The organism is Hymenobacter humi (assembly GCF_042665855.1).
Classification (GTDB): domain Bacteria; phylum Bacteroidota; class Bacteroidia; order Cytophagales; family Hymenobacteraceae; genus Hymenobacter; species Hymenobacter humi.
The window spans coordinates 1,153,512-1,172,438 of record NZ_JBHTEK010000001.1 but is presented as its reverse complement, the minus strand read 5'-3'; the positions used below and the strand labels follow the sequence as shown (position 1 = coordinate 1,172,438).

Below are 18,927 nucleotides of genomic sequence, written 5' to 3'. Positions count from 1 at the left end.
GCTGCTTCGAACTTACGAAGCAGCGGCTTATTTCAACCAATAACCTTATTTAAACGCCTGAATGCCGGTAATGTCCGCGCCGGTAATCAGCAGGTGAATGTCGTGGGTGCCTTCGTAGGTAATCACCGACTCCAGGTTCATCATGTGGCGCATGATGGGGTACTCGCCCGTGATGCCCATGCCGCCGTGAATCTGGCGGGCTTCGCGGGCGATGTGCAAGGCCATGTCCACGGAGTTGCGCTTGGCCATGGAGATTTGGGCGCTGGTGGCTTTGCCTTCGTCCTTGAGCACGCCCAGGCGCCAGGCCATGAGTGGGCCTTGGTGATTTCGGTAATCATCTCGGCCAGCTTCTTCTGCTGGAGCTGGAAGCCGCCGATGGGCTGGCCAAACTGCTCGCGCTGCAGCGAATACTTCAGGGCCGACTCGTAGCAGTCGATGGCCGCGCCGATGGCACCCCAGGCGATGCCGAAGCGGGCCGAGTCGAGGCAGCTGAGCGGGCCGCGCAGGCCTTCGATGTTGGGCAGGATGTTCTCTTTGGGAATCTTCACGTCTTCAAACACCAGGCTCGCCGGTGGTGCTGGCGCGCAGGCTCCACTTGTTGTGGATTTCGGGCGTAGTAAAGCCTTCCATGCCGCGCTCCACAATCACGCCTTTGATGCGGCCCTGCTCGTTTTTGGCCCACACCACGGCCACCTGGCACTCGGGCGAGTTCGAAATCCAGAGCTTGGCGCCGTTGAGCAGGTAGTGGTCGCCTTTGTCCTCGATTTTGGTGGTCATGCCGCCGGGGTTCGAGCCGTGGTCAGGCTCGGTGAGGCCGAAGCAGCCCAACCACTCGCCGCTGGCCAGCTTGGGCAAGAACTTCTTGCGCTGCTCTTCCGAGCCGTACTGGTAGATGGGGAACATCACCAGCGAGCCCTGCACCGAGGCCGTGGAGCGCATGCCGGAATCGCCGCGCTCAATCTCCTGCATGATGAGGCCGTAGCTGATGTAGTCGAGCCGCCGCCGCCGTACTCCGTCGGGATGGTGGGGCCGAAAGCGCCCACGTCGCCAAACTTCTTCACGATTTCGGAGGGGAAGTGCGCGTCCTGCGCCCACTTCTCGATGTTGGGTGAAATCTCCTTTTTCACGAAGTCGCGGATGCTCTGGCGAATGAGCAGGTGCTCTTCGGTGAGCAGACCGTCGAGGTCGAAGTAATCGGTGAAGCCGTTGGCGTTGGTGCTGCCTTTCTGGGCAGTGTGGGCTTTGGACTCCGGGGAAAGGACGTCGGCTTGGGAAGACATAGGGATGGGTGGTGAGGTGGGATGTACCGGCAAAGATAACAAGCTGACCGAGGGCGCAGTTTGCAGCCCGATAGCGCGGCAGGCCCGCAGGCCGGGCTAACTTTCGGCCCGCCCGGCAATAATTTCGCTTCTTGCCTCCCCCAAACGTAAGCATCCTCGTAAACCTTACATTTCCTTAATATTTGCCTTCCCAAGGGCGTACCATGAGCCACGAAAAGAAACTTAACGAGCTGGAGGCCACTGCCATTTGCGGCAACGATATTTCCTCCTCCTGCCTGTATGTATCGGCCCTCGCCATTTCCTACGCCGGGCAATATGCCTGGCTGGCCCTGCTGGTGGTGGGCGCGGTGCTGTTCTTGTTTCGCAAAATCTACGGCGAAGTAGTGGGCGCCTTGCCCCTGAACGGCGGCGCCTACAACGTGCTGCTGAACACCACCAGCAAGCGCAACGCCGCGCTGGCGGCCTGCCTCACCATCCTCTCCTACATGGCAACGGCCGTACTCTCGGCCAACGAGGCCATGCACTACCTGCACACGCTCTGGCACGGGCTGCCCATCATTTCGGCCACCATGGGGCTGCTGGCGCTGTTTCTGCTGCTCACCATCCTGGGCATGTCGGAATCGGCCATCGTGGCGGTGGTCATTTTTATTACGCACTTGGTTTCGCTTACGCTGCTGGTGAGCGTGGCCGTGTGGTACCTGTTCACCCATGGGGTGGACAACCTCTCGCTCAATTTCCAGATGCCCGTGAAGGGCGGCAGCATTATCAACGCGCTGTTTTTTGGGTTTAGCGCGGCCATGCTGGGCATTTCGGGCTTCGAAAGCTCGGCCAACTTTGTGGAGGAGCAGGCCCGGGGGTGTTTCAGAAAACGCTGCGCAACATGTGGGTAGTCGTCACGGTGTTCAACCCGCTCATTGCCTTCCTGGCCATTGCGGTGCTGCCGCTGGTGGAGGTGGGGCAGCACACCGAAACGCTGCTTTCGCACCTGGGCACCGTCACGGGCGGCCCCTGGCTGGGCAAGCTCATCTCCGTCAATGCCGTGGCCGTGCTCAGCGGCGCCGTGCTCACCTCATTTGTAGGCGTGAGCGGCCTGATGAAGCGCATGGCCCTGGACCGCATTCTGCCGCAGTTCTTCCTCAAGGAAAACAAGCGGGGCAGCAACTACGTCATTCTCATTACCTTCTTCCTGCTGTGCGTGTCGGTGCTGCTGATTACGAACGGCAAGCTGGGGCCGCTGGCCGGGGTGTATACCATTTCGTTTCTGTCGGTGATGGCCTTTTTTGCCCTCGGCAACTTCCTGCTGAAGGGCAAGCGGCCCAACCTGCCGCGGCCGGTGTACGCGGGCATATTCACCGTAATACTGGCCATGCTGGGCGTGCTGGTGGCCTTGTTCGGCAACGTCAAGATTCACCCCGAGTACCTGGTGGTGTTCCTGCAGTACTTCCTGCCCACCATGGCCGTGGTGTACATCATGCTCAATCGCATGTCCATTTTGAACCTGATACTGTCGGGGGTGGAGTCCTTGGCCAAGCACCTGCCCCGGGCCTCGCGCCTGGCCCGCCTCATGGTGCGGCGGCAGCTGCGGGAGCTGGGCAATCAGGAATTTGTATTCTTCACCAAGGGCGACAACGTCTCAAACCTGAACAAAGTGATGGCCTACGTCGTGGAAAACGAGTTTACCCACCGGCTCAAAATCGTGACCCTGCTCAAAGACGGGGAAAAATACCCCGAAGAATTGCTCAACGACATCCGGGTGCTCGACCGCGCCTACGAGCAGATTGAGGTGGACTTCGTAACCATGGAGGGCCATTTCGGCCCAAAACTGATTGACGAGCTGTCGCAAAAGTGGAACATCCCCAAAAACTTCATGTTCATCGGCTCGCCCGGCGACCGGTTTCCGTACCAGATTTCCTGGGCGGCGTGCGGCTGATTATCTGAGGCCCTGGCGGGGCTTTTCGAGGCTTAGCCAATACAGAAGAACGTCATGCTGAGCTTGCCGAAGCATCTCTACCGCAATACTAAAGTCAATTAGTGACGCGGTAAAGATGCTTCGGCAAGCTCAGCATGACGTTCTTTCTCAGCAAGCGCTGAGTCCCTTAAAACTTCAGGTTCACCGAGCCCAGGAAGTTGCGGGTGGCTTGCGGGAAGTAGTAGTTGAAGGTCTCCGGCTGGCCGCTGGCGCCCACGTAGCCGTAGGTGTAGCCGTTGGCTTCGTACTCGCGGTTGAGCACGTTGTTTACCAGCAAAGCCAGCTCAATTTCCTTCATAAACGTGGGGTGAATGGTGTACCGCACCCGGAAATCCAGCGTCTGGTAGGGCCTGAGGCTGCGGGCCGCGCTGGCCGAGTTGTCGAGGTACTGCCGGCTCACGGTTTTGTAGAGCAACGCCAGGCGCAAGCCTTTCAGCGGCTGGCCTTCCAGCGTGTGGGCCGACACCGAGGCCGGCGAGTATGAGATGGTTGTGGTGCGGCCTTCGGCGGCCACCACAGGGTTGTAGTCGGCGTCGTAGCTCACGTCGCGGTAGCCCAGAATGCGGTTTTGGCTCAACGTGAGGGTGCTGCTCAGGCTGACTTTGTCATCGGCCGAGATGAAGCCGCTGAGTTCCACGCCGCGGCGGTAGCTGCGGGCCACGTTGGTGCGCAGGGCGGTACCCACGTCGTTGAGCTGGCCGGTGGCTACCAGTTGGTTTTGGTAGTTCATGTAGAAGCCGTTGGCCTCTAAGCGCACGGCCGTTTGGGGCCCCAGCAGGGCGAGGCCGGACCGGGAGAAGCGGTAGCCGCCCTCAAAATCTTCGAGGCGTTCGGCTTGGGCGGTTTGGTCACCGGCGGGGCGGTCGGTGAAGTCGGAGCGCACGGGCTCGCGCTGGCCCACGGCGAAGCTGCCGTACAGCTGCTGGCCCTCGCCCAGTGTGAGGGTGGCGCCGGCTTTGGGGTTGAAGAACGTGTAGCGCGCGCGGGTGGTCACATCGTTCTGGTCATCTTCCTTGCCGTCGATGTTGTACTCGATGTGGCGCACCTGCAGGTCACCATACACACCGAGCCGGGGCAGCACCTGCCAGGTGGCGCGAGCGTAGGCGTTGTTGTCGGTTTTGGTGGCCGTGTTGAAGTAGTAACGGTGGCGAATGTTGCCGTTGGACGCGTACTGGGCCCAGATGACTTCGCCGTAGTGGTCGTTGTCGAAGCGGTTGGCCGCGCCCCCGATGGTGGCCTGGAACTTGTCGTTGTCCTTGGGCTGGTAATTCAGGGCGAAGGTGCCGCCGTAGAAGTAGTTATCGAGCCACTTCTGGTCGATGAGGTTGGTGCGCGTGATGGTCTGGTTGCCAATTACCACGTTCTCCAGCCCGTAATCCACGAATTTGCGGCGGGTCCGGTAGTTTTCGTAGTAGCCAAAGCCGCGCGTGAGGTGCAGCGCCGCGCCCAGGTTCCAGTCCCGGCCCAGGCCCTGCGAGAGGTGGAGCTGGTAGTGGTTTTGCTGGTAGTTGTCGGTCTGGTTGTCGTAGGTGTAGTAGCTGTAGCGACGGCCTTCCTGCAGCACCCGGGCGGCATCGGCCGGCGTGAGCTCGCCGTTGTCCACGTAGGTCTGCAGCAGGGCCCGGTTGCCGGTGATGGCCGGCTCGGGCACGCCGTTCCAGGCCTGGTAGGCTTTCTCGCGACCCGAGAAGGTGATGAACTTGAGCAGCGTGTTTTTGGCCTGGTAGCCCGCGGCCAGGTAGTACGACTTCAAATCCGAGGCGGCGCGGTTCATGTAGCCATCGGTGGCGATGCGCGAGAGGCGGCCGTCGAACGTGAAGTGCCCACCCACCAGTCCGGTACCGAACTGCACGTTGTTTTTCCAGGTGTTGTAGGAGCCGTAGGTGTTCTGGGTTTCGGCGTAGGCCTCGCGGCGCACGGCCAGGGTCGAGATGTTGATGCTGGCCCCGAAGGCCGCGCCGCCGTTCTGACTGGTGCCCACGCCGCGCTGCACCTGCAGCGAGTTGATGGACGACGCCAAATCAGGCAAATTCACCAGAAACGAGCCGTGCGACTCCGGGTCGTTCAGCGGCACGCCGTTGATAGTCATGTTGATGCCCGTATTGCTCGTGCCGCGAATGCGGATATCGGTGTAGCCCACGCCCGCCCCGGCGTCGGAATTCACCACCACGGAGGGCGTCTGGTCGAGCAGATAAGGCAGGTCCTGACCAAAGTTGCGTTTGGCCAGGTCTTCTTTCCCGAGGTTGGTGTAGGCCGTGGCGGTGCGGTCGCTGGCCAGGGAAGCCGTCACGAGGGCCTCACCAGTCAGCACCGCGCCGGGCTGCAGCACGCTGTTGAGCTGCTGCGCGCCTTCCTGGCCCTGCACCTGCCGCACCACGGGCTCATAGCCCAGGAAGCTGATGCGAATTTCATGGGTGCCGGCGGGCACCACGGGCAGTGTGAAGGTGCCGGTGGCATCGGTCACCGGGCCCGCGGCGCCGTCGAGCAGGATGGTGGCGCCGGGGAGGGCTTCGCCCGTGCGGGCATCGGCCACGGTGCCGGACACGGGGCCTTGCGCCCATGCCGGCGCGGCGGCGAGCGCAAGCAGCGCTGCCCCCGCGAGGAGTACAGTTTTCAAAAAGATTATGGCGTAAAAAATGGAACGCGCCGTCGCCCCAGGGGTCGGAGCGGCAGCGGAAACGTCCGCGGATTGTTTGTTCCCTTCGCCGGCATTACCCGGTTCAGGTTCGATGGGTATCATCTCAGCCGATGTCGTGCACAACATCAGCACCCCTAAACATGCCGCAAAGGTAGCACCGCCGGCGGGAGAGCGCCAATTTTTGGGCAAACATGGCACCCATCGGCTTGCCCGTTTGTTGAAAGACAGTTAATTTAGGGACGTCGGCCGCGCAACGTCGCGCCGGGGGCCTGCGTTGTAAGGTCAGCACCGCTTTAGCCGCTTATGCCATGTTCAGCCTTGTCTACGCCGTTGCTTTTTGCGCCTTTTTCCTGTTCATGCTGGTGCTCCCGCGCCGGCGGCGCGCCGTGCCTCCGCCTCCCCCGTCCGATGGCGACGACGACGGCGGCGAACCGCACGACCCGGGCTTGCCCGACCTGGATTTGCCCCCGGCATCTCCCGCCCCATCAACGACTGGGAGCCCGACTACAACAAGCGGCGAGTGGGCGTTTGAACCTGAATTGAATGAAGAATGAGGAGTGAGGAATGGAGAATTGGCCGTTGGGCTAATTCTCCATTCCTCACTCCTCATTAAGCTCATAGCGTACGCTTCAGCCTACCTCTATGGAGTAGGCAGCTGAGAATACCTGCCCGGGCACCAGCGTGAGAATGCCTTCTTTCTCGCTGAGCTCGCCGGGCCCGCCCACGGGGCTGGCAATGCCTTGCCAGGGCTCCACGCACACAAAACCCGCGCCGGGCCCTTTGGTCCAGAGGCCGAGGTAAGGAAAGCCGTCGAACTGGAACCGCACGAAATACTCGGACTTGCGCGAGCGCAGCGTGAGCCGCTTAAAATCGTAGTGCTTGAACACCAGCGCGTCGTCGGCAAACAGCTCGTAGCTGAGCGGCAGTTCCTGCTTGTTAGTGAGCACCGGCACCGTGTCGCCGGTAAGCAGACCGCCTTGCAGCAAGTGGCGCTCCAGCGTCACGGGATGGTCAAACTGAAAGAAATAGTCTTCGAATGCCTCGCCCGGCAGCAGCGGGCAGCGCACGGCCGGGTGCGCGCCGATGCTGAACAGCAAGGGCTGCTCGGCGGCGGGATTGCGCACGTCCCAGCGCACGGTGAGCGTAGTATCGCGCAGGGTGTAGGTGATGGTCAGCTCGAAGGCGAAGGGGAAAACCGCACGGGTTTGCTCGTCGTCCTGCAGCCGAAAGGCCAACTCTGTGGCGCTTTGGTGCACCACCTCAAACGCCCGGTCGCGGGCGAAGCCGTGCTGGGTCAAGGTATACGGGCGGCCTTCGTGGTAATATGTATCGCCGGGCAGGCGGCCCACCAACGGAAAAAGCACCGGCGCGTGGCGGGCCCACACCGCAGAGTCGGCCTGCCACAGGTACTCGAGGCCGTTGGCCGGAGTCATCAGGCTGGTGAGCTCGGCGCCGTGGGCGGCAAACGTGGCCCGGCAGCTGGGCGTGGAAAGCGTGTACTGGTCGGGGGCAGCAGGCATGGCGGGCGTGGTTGAAAGGGAAAGCGGGGCGGCTGCACGTAGCAGCTCGTCTACCAGAAAGCGGGCTTGCTCGAAGCGGCGGTCTTCCGTGCCGCTGATTTCGGCGAAGTTTACCATGCGCTCGCGCAGGTCGCGGTGGTAGAGGTCGTAGAAATGCTGGCGCAGGTGGGGGTGTTCGCGCAGCGGGTCCGGCTCCCAGGGCAGGTCGACGCCCATGAGCAGCACCAAGTCGTAGGGCTGCTGCTCAATGCGCTCGAGTATCCACTCGGGGCAAACGCCGAAGGAATGCTCAGCCCAGATTTTAATCACCAGCAAGTCGGTATCGCAGAATACCACGCGCTGGGCCCGGCGCTCGGCTTCGGCCTCGGCCGCCAGCTGGCCGCGGGCTATTTCTTCGAGGTCTTCGGAAATGTAATGCGGGCCCGAAACCGCCAGGTACTCCCGGGCAAACTCGGGCGCGAAGGAGGTGCCGTAGTGGGCCGCCAGCCGCGCGGCCAGCGTCGATTTGCCCGTGGATTCGGGACCGGTCAGGGATACGCGCAGCAATTTTTACAGAAGAAAGAAAGATTCGGTGAACAGAACGAAAGTTGAGCTAAAACTGGCTAAAGCAGCCATACCGAACGCGACTTTTAGCCCAATAATGCGAACCAAGGTGGCCAGCTACCTGCCGATGCCACGCCACCTACCAGGCTACCGAAGCAACCATTAGCGAACGACGGGCACTGCCAGGCGGGCCTGGGCCGCCATTTCGCGCCGCCACTGCCAGTAGCCGTACGCGGCCAAGCCCAAGAACACTGCATAAAGTACACTGGTCAGGTAGAGGTCGCGGTGCCAGTACATGCCCACGTAGGCCACGTCTACGCCAATCCACAGCAGCCAGTTTTCCAGGTTACGGCGCGAGAGCAGGGCCTGGGCCACGAGGCTGATGGCCGTGGTGCTGCTATCCCAGTACGGCAGGGCCGCGTCGGTGTATTGATGAAATAAAAAGCCGGCTCCCACTGCATACAGCAAGCCCAAGCCGCCCAGCCAGAAAGCCACCCGCCGGGGCGTGTGCGTGATGGGCAGTGCAGGGGCATCGGGCGTGGCGGCGCCCCGCAGCCATTTTACCCAGCCATACACCAGCAAGGCTATGAAGGCCAGCTGCAAGCCTGCGTCAGAGTACAGCCGGGCCTGCTTGAACACCACCACGTAGAGCAAGCCGTTGATGATGCCAATGGGGAAATTCCAGATGGAATTGCGGGCCGCCAGCCACACGCAGGCCACGCCCGTCACCACGCCGGCTATTTCCAGGGGGCTGGCCGTTTGCACGGCCGCCACGGCGGCAGCAAAGAAATCAAAGGAAAGAAGCTGGGCCACGGGGAGCAGAATAGAAAGCCGAAAGGTAGGGCGGCGGGCCCTACTTTTGCCCCTTATCCCGCCACGCCATGGACCCCACGCCCCTCGAAATCAGCCCCGCCGAACTGCACCGCCGCCTGCAAGCCGGCGAGGACTTCCAGCTGGTGGACGTGCGCGAGCCCGAAGAATTCGAGTACTGCCACCTGCCCGGCAGCGTGCTGCTGCCCCTGGACGAAGTGCCCCGCCGGGCCGCCGAAATCCGCACCGAAGGGCCGGTGGTGCTCATTTGCCACCACGGCGTGCGTTCGGGCCAGGCCCTGGGCTACCTGCGCCAGCGCCAGGCCCGCACCAACGTGATTAACCTGCGCGGCGGCGTGGCCGCCTGGGCCGCGCAGGTCGACCCAAAGTTTCCGCGCTACTAGTAGCCGCTTGAGCCCCCACAGGCTAGCTCAAGCGCCGTGACACTATTTGGTAGGAGCCGGAGTGCCGGCTACACGCTGGCGGCGGGCATCTTCGGCGGCGTAGAACGCGGCTTCGGCGCGGTAGGGCTTTTGGTTCCAGCCTGGCTGCGCTCGGGATATGAGGGCCTGCAGAGACTTGATATTAACCTTCTGGTTCTCGGAGCAGACGGAGCTGGTACTGTCGGCTACTAGCGCTTTGTAGCACTTTTCCAGCTCTGCCTCTAGCATTCCGATGTGGCCAGCCGCGGGCCCGGTGTTTTGCTCCGCGGGGGTGCGCTTCACGGAAAACTCCTGGCCGCGGTAGCTCAGGTTGCTCACCGTGTAGTCGGTGCCGTTTTTATTAGAATTTGACGCCTGACGCGCCAGGCCGATGCCCGCCGAAATTCCGTGGATGAGGTTGGCCTGAGCCTGAGCGGCGAAAGTGCCGCTCAGCAGCGATAGGCAGGCAACGAGCGAGCGTAAACGTCTTGACATCGTTAAGAATCGTAATCGGCAGATAAAGATTGAAGTTGCAATATACCGGGTTGCGGGCCATGCGGGGATACTACCCGGCGCGGCCGCCAGCAGCACACCAGAAACGGCCCCGGCCGGCCTGATTTTTAGCTCAATTAATAGCCAACCCCGGCCGAGGGTTGTTATCCCTGCTCTCAGCTTGCAACCTATGCTCGACTTTCCTTTGCCCGCCCCCGCGCTGGCCGACCCCAGCGCCCCCACCCTGGCCAACCGCCTGGCCATGCGCGAGCGGCCCGCCGGCACGCCCATCATGCGCCAGGACTGGAACGACCTACTATTTCTGCACTGGCCCGTGCCCGTGGCCCTGATTCAGCCCCACCTGCCGCCCCGGCTACAGGTCGATACCTACGACGGCATGGCCTGGCTGGCGGTGGTGCCGTTTCGCATGTCGAAGGTGCGCACCCGCATCAGCCCGCCGGTGCCGGGCGCCCGCGAATTTCTGGAGCTAAACGTGCGCACCTATGTGCATCTCGACGGCGTGCCGGGCGTGTGGTTTTTCTCGCTCGACGCCACCAATGCCCTGGCCGTGTGGGCAGCCCGCACGTTTTTCAACCTGCCGTACCTGCGCGCCACCATGAGCCTGGACTGCCCCAGCGCACAGCTCCGGCAGTTCCGGGCCGAGCGCACGCACCCGGGCGCCCCGCCTGCGCAGTTCCGCGCCACTTGGACCCTGGGCCCGCCCCAGCCGGCCGCCGAGCCAGGCTCGCTGGCGTTCTTCCTCACCGAGCGCTACTGCCTGTACACCAGCAACCGGGCCCGCACCAAGCTCTACCGGGGCCGGGTGGCGCACGCGCCGTGGCCCCTGAGCACGGCCCAGCTCCTGCACTTCGAGTCGACGCTGCTGGAAAGCCACGGCCTGCCCACCCCCACCGAAAAGCCGCTGGTGCACGCCGGCGGCCCCGTGAGCGTGGAGCTGTGGCCGATGCAGCGGGTGTAATTTTGAGGGTGAACCCTGCCTTTGCCCTGCCCCCGCTGCCCGACTTGCCCATCCTCGCGGCGCTGCCCGCCCTGCGGGAGGCGCTGGCGGCCAACAGCCGCGTGGTGCTGGAAGCGCCGCCCGGCGCGGGCAAAACAACTGTGGTGCCGCTGGAGCTGCTGGCTGCGCCCTGGCGCAACCCAGCCGATAAAATCCTAGTGCTCGAACCGCGGCAACTAGCGGTGCGCGGCGCCGCTGCCCGCCTGGCGCAGGCTGCTCGGCGAGCCCGTGGGCCGCACCATCGGCTACCGCGTGCGGCTCGACAGCAAGGTATCGAAGGAAACCCGCGTGGAGGTGATTACCGAAGGCATTCTGACGCGCATGATTCAGGACGACCCCGCCCTGGAAGGCGTGGCCGCCGTGGTCTTCGACGAATTCCACGAGCGCAGTTTGAATGCCGATTTGGGCCTAGCCCTGGCCTTGGATGCGCAGGCCGTGCTGCGGCCTGAGCTGCGCATTCTCATTATGAGTGCCACGCTCGAAGCCCAGCGCCTGGGCCAGTGGCTGCCCGCGCCGGTGGTGTCGTCGGCGGGCTTTTTGTTTCCGATTGACACCCATTACCTCGACCCGCGCCGCGCCTCGGCCCTGCCCAACAAGCCCAACGAGCGGCTGGCCGAGCCTGGTGCCGGCCCACGTGCGGGCCGCGCTGCACACCCACCCGGAAGGCGACATTCTGGTGTTTCTGCCCGGTGTGGGCGACTTGCAGCGCAGCGCCCGCAAACTCACCGACGCCCTGGCAAACCACATCGACCTGCACCTGCTGCACGGCGAACTGCCGCTCGAAACCCAGGACGCCGCCCTGCGCCCCGCCCGAGCCGGCCGCCGCAAGGTCATCCTGGCCACCAGCATTGCCGAAACCAGCCTGACCATCGAAGGCGTGCGCGTGGTTATCGACGGTGGTTTTGCGCGGGTGCCTCGCTTTGTGCCGCGCACCGGCTTCACCACGCTCGAAACCGTGCCCGTGGCCCGCGCCGCCGCCGACCAGCGCCGGGGCCGCGCCGGCCGCTTGGCCCCCGGCACCTGCTACCGCCTCTGGACCGAAGCCGAGCACCACAACCTTCCTGCCCACCGCCCGCCCGAAATCCACACCGCCGACCTCAGCAGCCTCGTGCTGGAGCTGGCCCTGTGGGGGCCGCCGAGCCCACCGGCCTGCGCTGGCTCGACGTGCCGCCCGCAGCGGCCTTCGCCCAAGCCAAGGACTTGCTTTTGCGTTTGGGCGCCTTGGATAATGAGGAATTGGGAATGAGGAATGAAGAATTAGCAGGCCAAGCCGGACAGCCCATGTCGCCCAATTCTGCATTCTTCATTCCTCATTCTTTATTAAAAACAAAGCCCACCGCCCACGGCCGGCAGTTGGCGGGCCTGGGCCTGCCGCCGCGGTTGGGCCACCTTGTTGTGCGCGGCCAGGAATTGGGCCACGGAGCCGCGGCGGGCGCCTTGGCCGCGCTGCTGGCCGAGCGCGACTTGCTACGCTGGGCTGCCCCCACCGACACCCGACCGGCCCCGCCGGACTTGCGCCTGCGCCTGGAGGCCCTGCAAAGCGGCCGGCCACCGCTGCCCGGCCTGGCCCTGCACCACGCCACGCTGCAGCGGGTGCGCGACGTGGCCCGCAACCTAAGCAGCCGCCAGGGCCAGCGAGAAAATGCTTCGCTGAACCACACCGCCTCCGCCGCGCCTGTGGGGCTGCTCACGGCCCTGGCCTACCCCGACCGGCTGGCCCAACGCGAAACCCACGACCGGCTGCGCCTCGTGACCGGCCAGCGCGTGAGCTTAAACACCACCGACGTGGACCCGCAGGCAGAGTTCTTCGCCGTGGCGCACTTGGCGGGCACGGCCTCGGCCCCGCGCGCCACGCTGGCGGCACCGCTGGGCAAAGACGAAATTGAGCTGGCTTTTGCTGACCAGATTACCACCACCGACGAAGTCCGCTACGACCCCGCTGCCCAGCGCGTAACCGGCCGCCGCGTGCGCCGGCTAGGCGCCCTGCTTTTGGCCGAAACGGTCATCGGCCAGCCCAACCCAGTGCTAGTGGGCCGGGCCTTGCTGGCCTACCTCCAGGAAGCCGGCCTGAGCAAGCTGAACTGGACCGCCGAGGCCCGACAGCTGCAGCAGCGGCTGGAGTTTGTGCGCCAGCATTTCCCAGCTTCGGCAGCAACTCCTGAAGACGAACAGTGGCCCAACTTCGACGATGACACCCTGACGCAGGAGCTGCCCCAGTGGCTCGGCCCGCACCTGACGGGCCTCAAAACACTTGCCGATGTGCAGCGCCTCGACCTCACGGAGCCGCTACTGGCGCGCCTGCCCGGCGGCTGGAACCAACGCCAAACCCTCGACCGCCTAGCCCCGCCCGCGCTGGAAGTGCCCAGCGGCTCGCACATCACCCTCGACTACAGCGACCCGGCCGCGCCCGTGCTGGCCGTGAAGCTGCAGGAATTGTTTGGCCTCACCGAAACGCCCACCGTGGCCGGCGGCGGCGTGCCGCTGCTGCTGCATCTGCTCTCGCCGGGCGGGCGGCCGGCGCAGGTCACGCGTGACCTGCGCAGCTTCTGGGAGCGGGGCTACTTCGACGTGCGCAAAGACCTGAAAGGCCGCTACCCGAAGCACCCGTGGCCCGACAAACCCATGGAGCACATTCCCACCAAGCTCACCAAAAAGCGGCTGGGGCAATAAGGGCGGGAGTCCAGCGCGAAAAAGACCGTCATGCTGAGCGCAGTCGAAGCACCTCGCGTGTGGCAGTAAACCAATCGTAAGGATTAGTGACAGCACGCGAAATACTTCGACTGCGCTCAGCATGACGTTCCTTCTTTGCTTGAAGCTCCTAAATACCTACGGCTCAACGCATCTCGTTGTCGTCAAGAAACACTTTGCCATCGCTGCGCGGCGAGTAATGCCGATGCAGCCAGCGGCTTAGGCCGCCGAGGCCCGGCAGCAGCACCCGCTCGGTGATGTTGGCCTGGTCGAGCTTGTCGCGGACTTCCCACTTGAGCTTGGCCGGAATGATGATGCGGAAATACAGCTCCGGGCGGTCCATTAGCCAGTCGTGCAGCACGCTTTGGGCCGTGCTCATCAGCGAAAACAGCGCGTACTGGTGCACGATGCGGGCATCGAGGCTGGGCGGCTCCAGGAACAGCACGTAGGGTTCGGTTTGCAGTTCTTCCAGCTCGCGCAGGCTGCTGCTCACGGGTTGCAGCAGCTCGGACGTAAACACGTTGGAGCCTTCTTGCCGCAGCACCTGGCGCAGGCGGTCGGGCAGGTGCTCGGCAGCTTTCACGTAGTTCAGAGCCCACACGATGCCGTCTTCGTGGTAGGCTTCGAGGTCGTCGGTGGCGAAGTGCAGGGCCACGTAGGGCGAGTACGTCCAGTCGAGCAGGCGGGTGGGCAGGCCGTGGTGCTGGGCCAGGGCCAGCCAGTCCCAGGTAGTGGCACTTTGGGCCGGCACGGTGGTGTCGCGGGCGTATTTGCGAAAATTGCGCAGCAAATGGTGCTCCAGGTCGTGGTATTGGCCCCCGAGGCGCTGCAGGCTGGTGTCGAGCCTGGTACAGGTGCGAGCGGCCACCCCGGTACACAAACGGTGAGCGAAACCGCCCGATGCGCGCGTCCCAGGTGTTTTGGAAAAGCAGCCGCTGCAGGTCTTCCCAGGAGGTGGCTACGTAATCGTTGGCAGAAAGGGGCATGGGCGAAATATATGAACACGCAAGAACGGCAAACTCCCCTCCTCAGTTGAGGAGGGGACGCTGGCGCGAAGCGCCGGCTGGGGTGGTTGAGCCGTTGAGCGACACCCAAATGAGGCTGACTGCGCCGTTCTGCTGCCAGTCGTTCGGGTGTCGTTCAACGAGGGCAACCACCCCAGCTCAACTTGGCAGTTGAGCGTCCCCTCCTTAAAAAAGGAGGAGTTTGGCTACTCGCCGGCGGGAAAATCGGCCGCCTCGCCGATTGCGGCGTACTGCTCCAGCTCTTTGGTCAGGTTGGCGAATTTGTCGCGGGCGCCCTTTACCGCGGCTTTACCCAGGGGCAGATGCAGGGGCGGGTTTTCCAGCTGTACCACGTCGTACATGGCTTTGGCGGCGCGCACCGGGTCGCCGGGCTGGCGGCCGCTGTAGCCCTGAATGCTGCGCAGGTTTTCGCCCACCGTCGACTGATAATCGTCGATTTGGGTGTTGGCGATGGTGGCCGACTCGCCGGCCCACTTGGTGCGGAAGCCACTCGGCTCAATATTGGTGACGTGGATGCCCAGGGGCGCCAGCTGCAGCGACAGGCTTTCGCCAATGCCTTCGAGCGCAAACTTGGAGGCGTTGTACACGCCCACGCCGGGGAAAGCCCGTAGTCCGCCGATGCTCGTGATGTTGAGAATGTGGCCCGACCGGCGTTCGCGCAGGTGCGGCAGCACGGCCCGCAGCACGTGCAGCGCGCCAAACACGTTCACGTCGAACTGCCGCTGGACTTCTTCGGCGGGCACTTCCTCGATGCTGCCCATGGAGCCGTAGCCGGCGTTGTTTACCACCACATCGAGGTGACCGAAGTGGGCAATGGCATCGGCTACGGCGGTTTTCACTTGGGGTTCGTTGGTCACGTCGCACACCACGCCCAAGGTGCGGCCGGGTTCCTGGGCCGTAAATTCTTCGGCCTGCTTGGGCTGGCGGAAGGTCGCGACCACGCGGCCGCCTTGTTCGAGCACGTAAGTAGCCAAGGCTTCGCCGAAGCCCGACGAGGCCCCGGTGATAAACCAGGTTTGGGAGGTTGAATCAGACATAAGAGCTTACTGTAAATGGGGAGCCGGTAAGACGGATGCCGGGGATGAATTGTTTGGGTAGACTGCCGAGACAGGCTCCATCCGGCCGGGCATCGGGTGCCCAGCCGGCCCCGAGTCCTGGCAAAAATCTCTTTAAAAATCACCAGTTCTTCCTGTAGGGCAGAGTTGAGCCAAAGCTGAACCCAACTTCCCGCTGTACCTTTGCCTGGCAAAAGGCCCTTACCCCCAACCCCTTTTGCTATGGCGGATTCCGCAACCCCCAAAATTGCCTTCGAGGCCCTGACCTACGACGACGTACTGCTGCTCCCGGCGTACTCCGAGGTGCTGCCCCGAGACTGCGACACCGGCACCCGCCTCACCCTCAACATCCGGCTGCACACCCCGCTTATTTCGGCGGCCATGGACACCGTCACGGAGGCCGAGATGGCCATCGCGCTGGCTCAGGAAGGTGGGTTGGGCATTATTCACAAGAATATGTCCATCAAGGCCCAGGCCGAGCAGGTGCGCCGGGTCAAGCGCAGCGAGTCGGCCCTGATTCAGGACCCCTTCACCCTGGCACCTACCGCCACCTTGGCCGATGCCCGGCAGCTGATGCGCAAGCACGGCATCGGCGGCATTCCCATCGTCACTGACGACCGCCGCCTGCAAGGCATCCTCACCAACCGCGACCTGCGCTTCGAAACCGACCTGGCCCGGCCCGTGACCACCGTCATGATTCCGCTGGCCAACCTGGTGACCGCCCCGGCCGGCATCGACCAGGCCACCGCCGAACAGCTCCTCACCGACAGCAAAGTGGACAAGCTGCCGCTGGTGGACAGCCAGGGCCGCCTGGCGGGCCTGATGACGTACAAAGACATTCGTAAGCGCCGCCGCTCCCCACACGCGAGCAAGGACAGCAAAGGCCGCCTGCGCGTGGGCGCCGCCGTCGGCGTCACGCCCGACCTGCTCCAGCGCGTCGCCGCCCTGGTCGAAGCCGGCGTCGACATCGTGAGCCTCGATACCGCCCACGGCCACTCCAAGGGCGTGATGGATGCCGTGCGCGCCATCAAAACCGCTTACCCGACCCTCGACGTGATGGCCGGCAACGTGGCCACCGCCGCCGGGGCCCGTGCCCTGGCCGATGCCGGGGCCGACTGCGTGAAGGTGGGCGTGGGGCCCGGCTCCATCTGCACCACGCGCATCATTGCAGGCATTGGGGTGCCGCAGCTTTCGGCCGTGCTCGAAGCGGCCCGTGGGCTGGCAGGCACCGGCGTGACGCTGGTGGCCGACGGCGGCATCAAGTTTTCCGGCGACGTGGTGAAGGCCCTGGCCGGCGGCGCCGCCGCCGTGATGGTGGGCTCGCTGCTGGCCGGTACCGAGGAAGCCCCTGGCGAGCTGATTATTTACGAAGGCCGCAAGTACAAATCGTACCGCGGCATGGGCTCGGTAGAAGCTATGGAAGACGGCAGTAAGGACCGGTACTTCCAGGACGCCGAAGACGACGTGAAGAAGCTGGTGCCTGAAGGCATTGTGGGCCGCGTTCCCTTCAAAGGCAACGTCTCGGAGGTGATATATCAGCTGGCGGGCGGGCTGCGCGCCGGCATGGGCTACGTGGGCGCGGCCAACATGGAGGCGCTGCAAGCCGCGCAGTTTGTGCGCATTACCGGCGCCGGCCTGCGCGAGTCGCACCCGCACGATGTGCAAATCACCCGCGAGGCCCCCAACTACTCGAGCCGCTAAGCACACCGCGCCCAGCTTTTACCCCCGGGCAACGTCGGCTACGGCTGAAGTTGCCCGGGCCGGGCCTGCCCGGAAAAAGCTGAGTTAATTTGGCATAGCTGATTGTATCTTGCACGCCGATTGAGTGTCTTTCGAGACGCGGCGGGCTGGTGCGCTTGTGTTATTCCTTGTTTCTTCTGTGCCTAAACGCTTACTATCACTCCTGCTGCCCCTTAGCCTGCTTAGTTGGGTGCTGCTGCTGCTTAGTGCGCTTAGCCACTCGGGGGCGGGCCCGTGGCTGGGCACCTGGCCGGAGTGGACCACCCAGCTCACGCAAGCCATTTTTGTGCTTGCCGTTTTCCTGTACTACCGCTACCAGCCTTCGCCGCTGGAGGGCCAGGCCTTTGTAAAACTGCTGCGGCGCTTGCTGCTGGGACCGGGCCTGCTGGCCTTGGGCTGCGTGGCCCTGCACCTGCTGGAGCGGGCGGCCAAAGACGAGCCGGTTTTCAGCGGCAACAGCCTGTTTTTCACCAGCATCTACACCCTCAACCTGGGGTTGTTCGTTGTTTTTCTGGCGCGCACCAACTACGCCTGGCGGGCGCTGGTGCTGTTCCGCTCCTCGGCCCGGCTGCAGCGCGAGTGGACGCTGTTTGAGCTGGCGCTGGGCGCTACGCTGTTGTTCCGCCTGGTGGGGCTCAACCCGCCCAACTACATCGGCATTCCGATAGTGGTGCTGCTTGGCTTGTATGGCATCTACCTCAGCGGGCACCAGAAATGGGTGGCTTACCTGAGCCAGCGCGACAAGTGGAACGCCGTGCTGCTGCAAGCCGCCCTGCTGTTCGGGGTGCTGGTCTTTGTGCAGTACTTCCGCCTCACGCAGGTCGACCCGCAGCTCATTGCCCCGCAGCCGCAGTACGCATTTTTGCTGCTCACGGCTTTCTTCTCGGCTTTCTATGCCTTCATGGGCTTGCTGGTGACGTTTTTCAACATGCCCATTGCCGATATTATAGACCAGCGGCGGAATGAAATCCTGCGCCTGCAGCGCCTGACCCAAATCATCCAGCGAGGCCAGACCTCGGCGGAAGTTTACAGCATTTTGCTGGAGTCGGCGGTGCAAACCGTGCAGGCCGAAGCGGCGTGGCTCGACTTGGCCCCCGGCCATACCGGCCTGGACGCGGCCGACTCCACCTACTACCACAACCTGCTGCCCGAGCAAGCCGAAGCCCTGCGCGAGCGCCTGAAAGCCCACGAGCCTGCCCGAAGGCGAATTCATTACCAACGACCTGAATTTGCGTGAGGGGTTTGCAGGAATACCACAGGCCTTCCGCTCGCTGCTGCAGCTGCCCTTGCGCGGGCTGCACTACGACTACGGCATGCTCCACCTCCTCAAGGCCGAGCCGCACACCTTCGACCGCGAAGACCTCAGCATTCTGCAGACCTTCACGAGCCAGGCAGTGCTCAGCATCGAAAACCTGGAGCCTGGTGCGCACGTCGCTGGAAAACCAGCGCACCCAGGAAGAGCTGAAAATCGCCTCTCAGGTGCAGGATAGCCTCATCCCGAAGGACCTGCCCACCGACAACTGGTTTGAAATCAGCTCGCACTCGCTGGCGGCCAAAGAAGTGGGCGGCGACTTCTACGACTTCCTGCACCTGCCCGGCCGGCGGCTGGCCGTCATCATCGGCGACGTGAGCGGCAAGGGCGTGACGGCGGCCTTCCACATGGCCCAGATGAAAGGGATTTTCCATTCGCTGATGCAGGAAAACCCCTGGCGAAGAACGAGCGCGAC

At 63.7% G+C, this 18,927-nt stretch carries 16 protein-coding genes, 4 pseudogenes and 1 riboswitch; of the genes and pseudogenes, 11 read left to right on the top strand and 9 right to left on the bottom strand.

The window, feature by feature from the left end; all coding sequences use genetic code 11:
* Positions 1-45: 45 nt before the first annotated feature.
* From ACFQT0_RS06610 to ACFQT0_RS06600, 3 genes and pseudogenes are all read right to left on the bottom strand, one after another.
* A pseudogene (locus ACFQT0_RS06610) lies at positions 46-548 on the bottom strand (acyl-CoA dehydrogenase family protein).
* Between the two features lie 4 nt (positions 549-552).
* Positions 553-777 (bottom strand): acyl-CoA dehydrogenase family protein, encoded by a 225-nt coding sequence (locus tag ACFQT0_RS06605; protein ID WP_380205929.1) that lies wholly within the window; start codon positions 775-777, stop codon positions 553-555.
* A 114-nt stretch (positions 778-891) separates the two neighbouring features.
* Positions 892-1,280: pseudogene (locus ACFQT0_RS06600) on the bottom strand (acyl-CoA dehydrogenase family protein); the annotation flags it as partial.
* Positions 1,281-1,483: 203 nt separating this feature from the next.
* Between ACFQT0_RS06600 and ACFQT0_RS06595 the strand changes: the two are divergent.
* Positions 1,484-3,210: pseudogene (locus ACFQT0_RS06595) on the top strand (APC family permease).
* A 166-nt stretch (positions 3,211-3,376) separates the two neighbouring features.
* Here the strand turns inward: ACFQT0_RS06595 and ACFQT0_RS06590 are convergent.
* Positions 3,377-5,866 carry a TonB-dependent receptor gene (locus tag ACFQT0_RS06590; RefSeq protein ID WP_380201400.1) on the bottom strand — a complete coding sequence of 830 codons (2,490 nt, stop codon included), beginning with the start codon at positions 5,864-5,866 and terminating at the stop codon, positions 3,377-3,379.
* 61 nt (positions 5,867-5,927) lie between these two features.
* Positions 5,928-6,033, bottom strand: a riboswitch (TPP riboswitch).
* 162 nt (positions 6,034-6,195) lie between these two features.
* Here ACFQT0_RS06590 and ACFQT0_RS06585 point away from each other — a divergent pair.
* Positions 6,196-6,441: a hypothetical protein gene (locus ACFQT0_RS06585; RefSeq protein WP_380201398.1), complete on the top strand. Its 246-nt coding sequence runs from the start codon at positions 6,196-6,198 to the stop codon at positions 6,439-6,441.
* Between the two features lie 75 nt (positions 6,442-6,516).
* Here the strand turns inward: ACFQT0_RS06585 and ACFQT0_RS06580 are convergent, their stop codons facing one another.
* On the bottom strand, positions 6,517-7,953 hold the full coding sequence (locus tag ACFQT0_RS06580; RefSeq protein WP_380201396.1) for an aldose epimerase family protein: 1,437 nt from the start codon (positions 7,951-7,953) through the stop codon (positions 6,517-6,519).
* A 159-nt stretch (positions 7,954-8,112) separates the two neighbouring features.
* On the bottom strand, positions 8,113-8,763 hold the full coding sequence (pnuC, locus tag ACFQT0_RS06575; RefSeq protein ID WP_380201394.1) for a nicotinamide riboside transporter PnuC: 651 nt from the start codon (positions 8,761-8,763) through the stop codon (positions 8,113-8,115).
* A 68-nt stretch (positions 8,764-8,831) separates the two neighbouring features.
* Between pnuC and ACFQT0_RS06570 the strand changes: the two genes are divergently transcribed.
* Entirely contained in the window at positions 8,832-9,164 is a 333-nt protein-coding gene (locus tag ACFQT0_RS06570; protein WP_380201392.1) for a rhodanese-like domain-containing protein, read from the top strand.
* Between the two features lie 42 nt (positions 9,165-9,206).
* Here the strand turns inward: ACFQT0_RS06570 and ACFQT0_RS06565 are convergent, their stop codons facing one another.
* A complete protein-coding gene (locus ACFQT0_RS06565) occupies positions 9,207-9,677 on the bottom strand; it encodes a hypothetical protein (protein ID WP_380201390.1) in 471 nt (156 codons plus the stop codon).
* Positions 9,678-9,864: 187 nt separating this feature from the next.
* Here ACFQT0_RS06565 and ACFQT0_RS06560 point away from each other — a divergent pair, with 187 nt between their 5' ends.
* The 4 genes from ACFQT0_RS06560 to ACFQT0_RS06545 all read left to right on the top strand — a co-directional run bounded on the left by ACFQT0_RS06560 (position 9,865) and on the right by ACFQT0_RS06545 (position 13,362).
* Positions 9,865-10,653: a YqjF family protein gene (locus ACFQT0_RS06560; protein WP_380201388.1), complete on the top strand. Its 789-nt coding sequence runs from the start codon at positions 9,865-9,867 to the stop codon at positions 10,651-10,653.
* Positions 10,654-10,661: 8 nt separating this feature from the next.
* Positions 10,662-11,141, top strand: a complete 480-nt coding sequence (locus ACFQT0_RS06555; protein WP_380201385.1) for a hypothetical protein — start codon at positions 10,662-10,664, stop codon at positions 11,139-11,141.
* A gap of 98 nt (positions 11,142-11,239) precedes the next feature.
* Positions 11,240-11,938, top strand: coding sequence for a helicase-related protein (locus tag ACFQT0_RS06550; protein ID WP_380201383.1), 699 nt, complete (start codon positions 11,240-11,242; stop codon positions 11,936-11,938).
* Positions 11,935-13,362, top strand: a complete 1,428-nt coding sequence (locus ACFQT0_RS06545) for an ATP-dependent helicase C-terminal domain-containing protein (protein WP_380205928.1) — start codon at positions 11,935-11,937, stop codon at positions 13,360-13,362. The genes ACFQT0_RS06550 and ACFQT0_RS06545 overlap by 4 nt, the downstream gene beginning before the upstream one ends.
* A gap of 163 nt (positions 13,363-13,525) precedes the next feature.
* Here ACFQT0_RS06545 and ACFQT0_RS06540 read toward each other — a convergent pair whose 3' ends face one another.
* The gene (locus ACFQT0_RS06540; protein WP_380201381.1) at positions 13,526-14,248 is read right to left on the bottom strand and encodes an FRG domain-containing protein; all 723 of its coding nucleotides are present in this window, start codon (positions 14,246-14,248) and stop codon (positions 13,526-13,528) included.
* A 342-nt stretch (positions 14,249-14,590) separates the two neighbouring features.
* On the bottom strand, positions 14,591-15,442 hold the full coding sequence (locus ACFQT0_RS06535; RefSeq protein ID WP_380201379.1) for an oxidoreductase: 852 nt from the start codon (positions 15,440-15,442) through the stop codon (positions 14,591-14,593).
* Between the two features lie 240 nt (positions 15,443-15,682).
* Here ACFQT0_RS06535 and guaB point away from each other — a divergent pair, with 240 nt between their 5' ends.
* From guaB to ACFQT0_RS06515, 4 genes and pseudogenes are all read left to right on the top strand, one after another.
* Positions 15,683-17,161 carry an IMP dehydrogenase gene (guaB, locus tag ACFQT0_RS06530; RefSeq protein ID WP_380201377.1) on the top strand — a complete coding sequence of 493 codons (1,479 nt, stop codon included), beginning with the start codon at positions 15,683-15,685 and terminating at the stop codon, positions 17,159-17,161.
* A 229-nt stretch (positions 17,162-17,390) separates the two neighbouring features.
* Positions 17,391-18,437 carry a hypothetical protein gene (locus ACFQT0_RS06525; protein ID WP_380201375.1) on the top strand — a complete coding sequence of 349 codons (1,047 nt, stop codon included), beginning with the start codon at positions 17,391-17,393 and terminating at the stop codon, positions 18,435-18,437.
* Positions 18,430-18,690 (top strand): hypothetical protein, encoded by a 261-nt coding sequence (locus ACFQT0_RS06520; protein WP_380201373.1) that lies wholly within the window; start codon positions 18,430-18,432, stop codon positions 18,688-18,690. The genes ACFQT0_RS06525 and ACFQT0_RS06520 overlap by 8 nt, the downstream gene beginning before the upstream one ends.
* Positions 18,623-18,892 (top strand): annotated as a pseudogene (locus ACFQT0_RS06515) (PP2C family protein-serine/threonine phosphatase); the annotation flags it as partial. The gene ACFQT0_RS06520 and the pseudogene ACFQT0_RS06515, both read left to right, overlap by 68 nt.
* Positions 18,893-18,927 lie beyond the last annotated feature (35 nt).

Excerpts from the sequence above, each read along its gene's own strand:
- ACFQT0_RS06605 (WP_380205929.1), bottom strand. The coding sequence starts at position 777 with ATGACCACCAAAATCGAGGACAAAGGCGACCACTACCTGCTCAACGGC.
- ACFQT0_RS06585 (WP_380201398.1), top strand. The coding sequence starts at position 6,196 with ATGTTCAGCCTTGTCTACGCCGTTGCTTTTTGCGCCTTTTTCCTGTTC.
- ACFQT0_RS06570 (WP_380201392.1), top strand. The coding sequence starts at position 8,832 with ATGGACCCCACGCCCCTCGAAATCAGCCCCGCCGAACTGCACCGCCGC.
- ACFQT0_RS06565 (WP_380201390.1), bottom strand. The coding sequence starts at position 9,677 with ATGTCAAGACGTTTACGCTCGCTCGTTGCCTGCCTATCGCTGCTGAGC.
- ACFQT0_RS06560 (WP_380201388.1), top strand. The coding sequence starts at position 9,865 with ATGCTCGACTTTCCTTTGCCCGCCCCCGCGCTGGCCGACCCCAGCGCC.
- ACFQT0_RS06545 (WP_380205928.1), top strand. The coding sequence starts at position 11,935 with ATGAGGAATGAAGAATTAGCAGGCCAAGCCGGACAGCCCATGTCGCCC.
- ACFQT0_RS06535 (WP_380201379.1), bottom strand. The coding sequence starts at position 15,442 with ATGTCTGATTCAACCTCCCAAACCTGGTTTATCACCGGGGCCTCGTCG.
- guaB (WP_380201377.1), top strand. The coding sequence starts at position 15,683 with ATGGCGGATTCCGCAACCCCCAAAATTGCCTTCGAGGCCCTGACCTAC.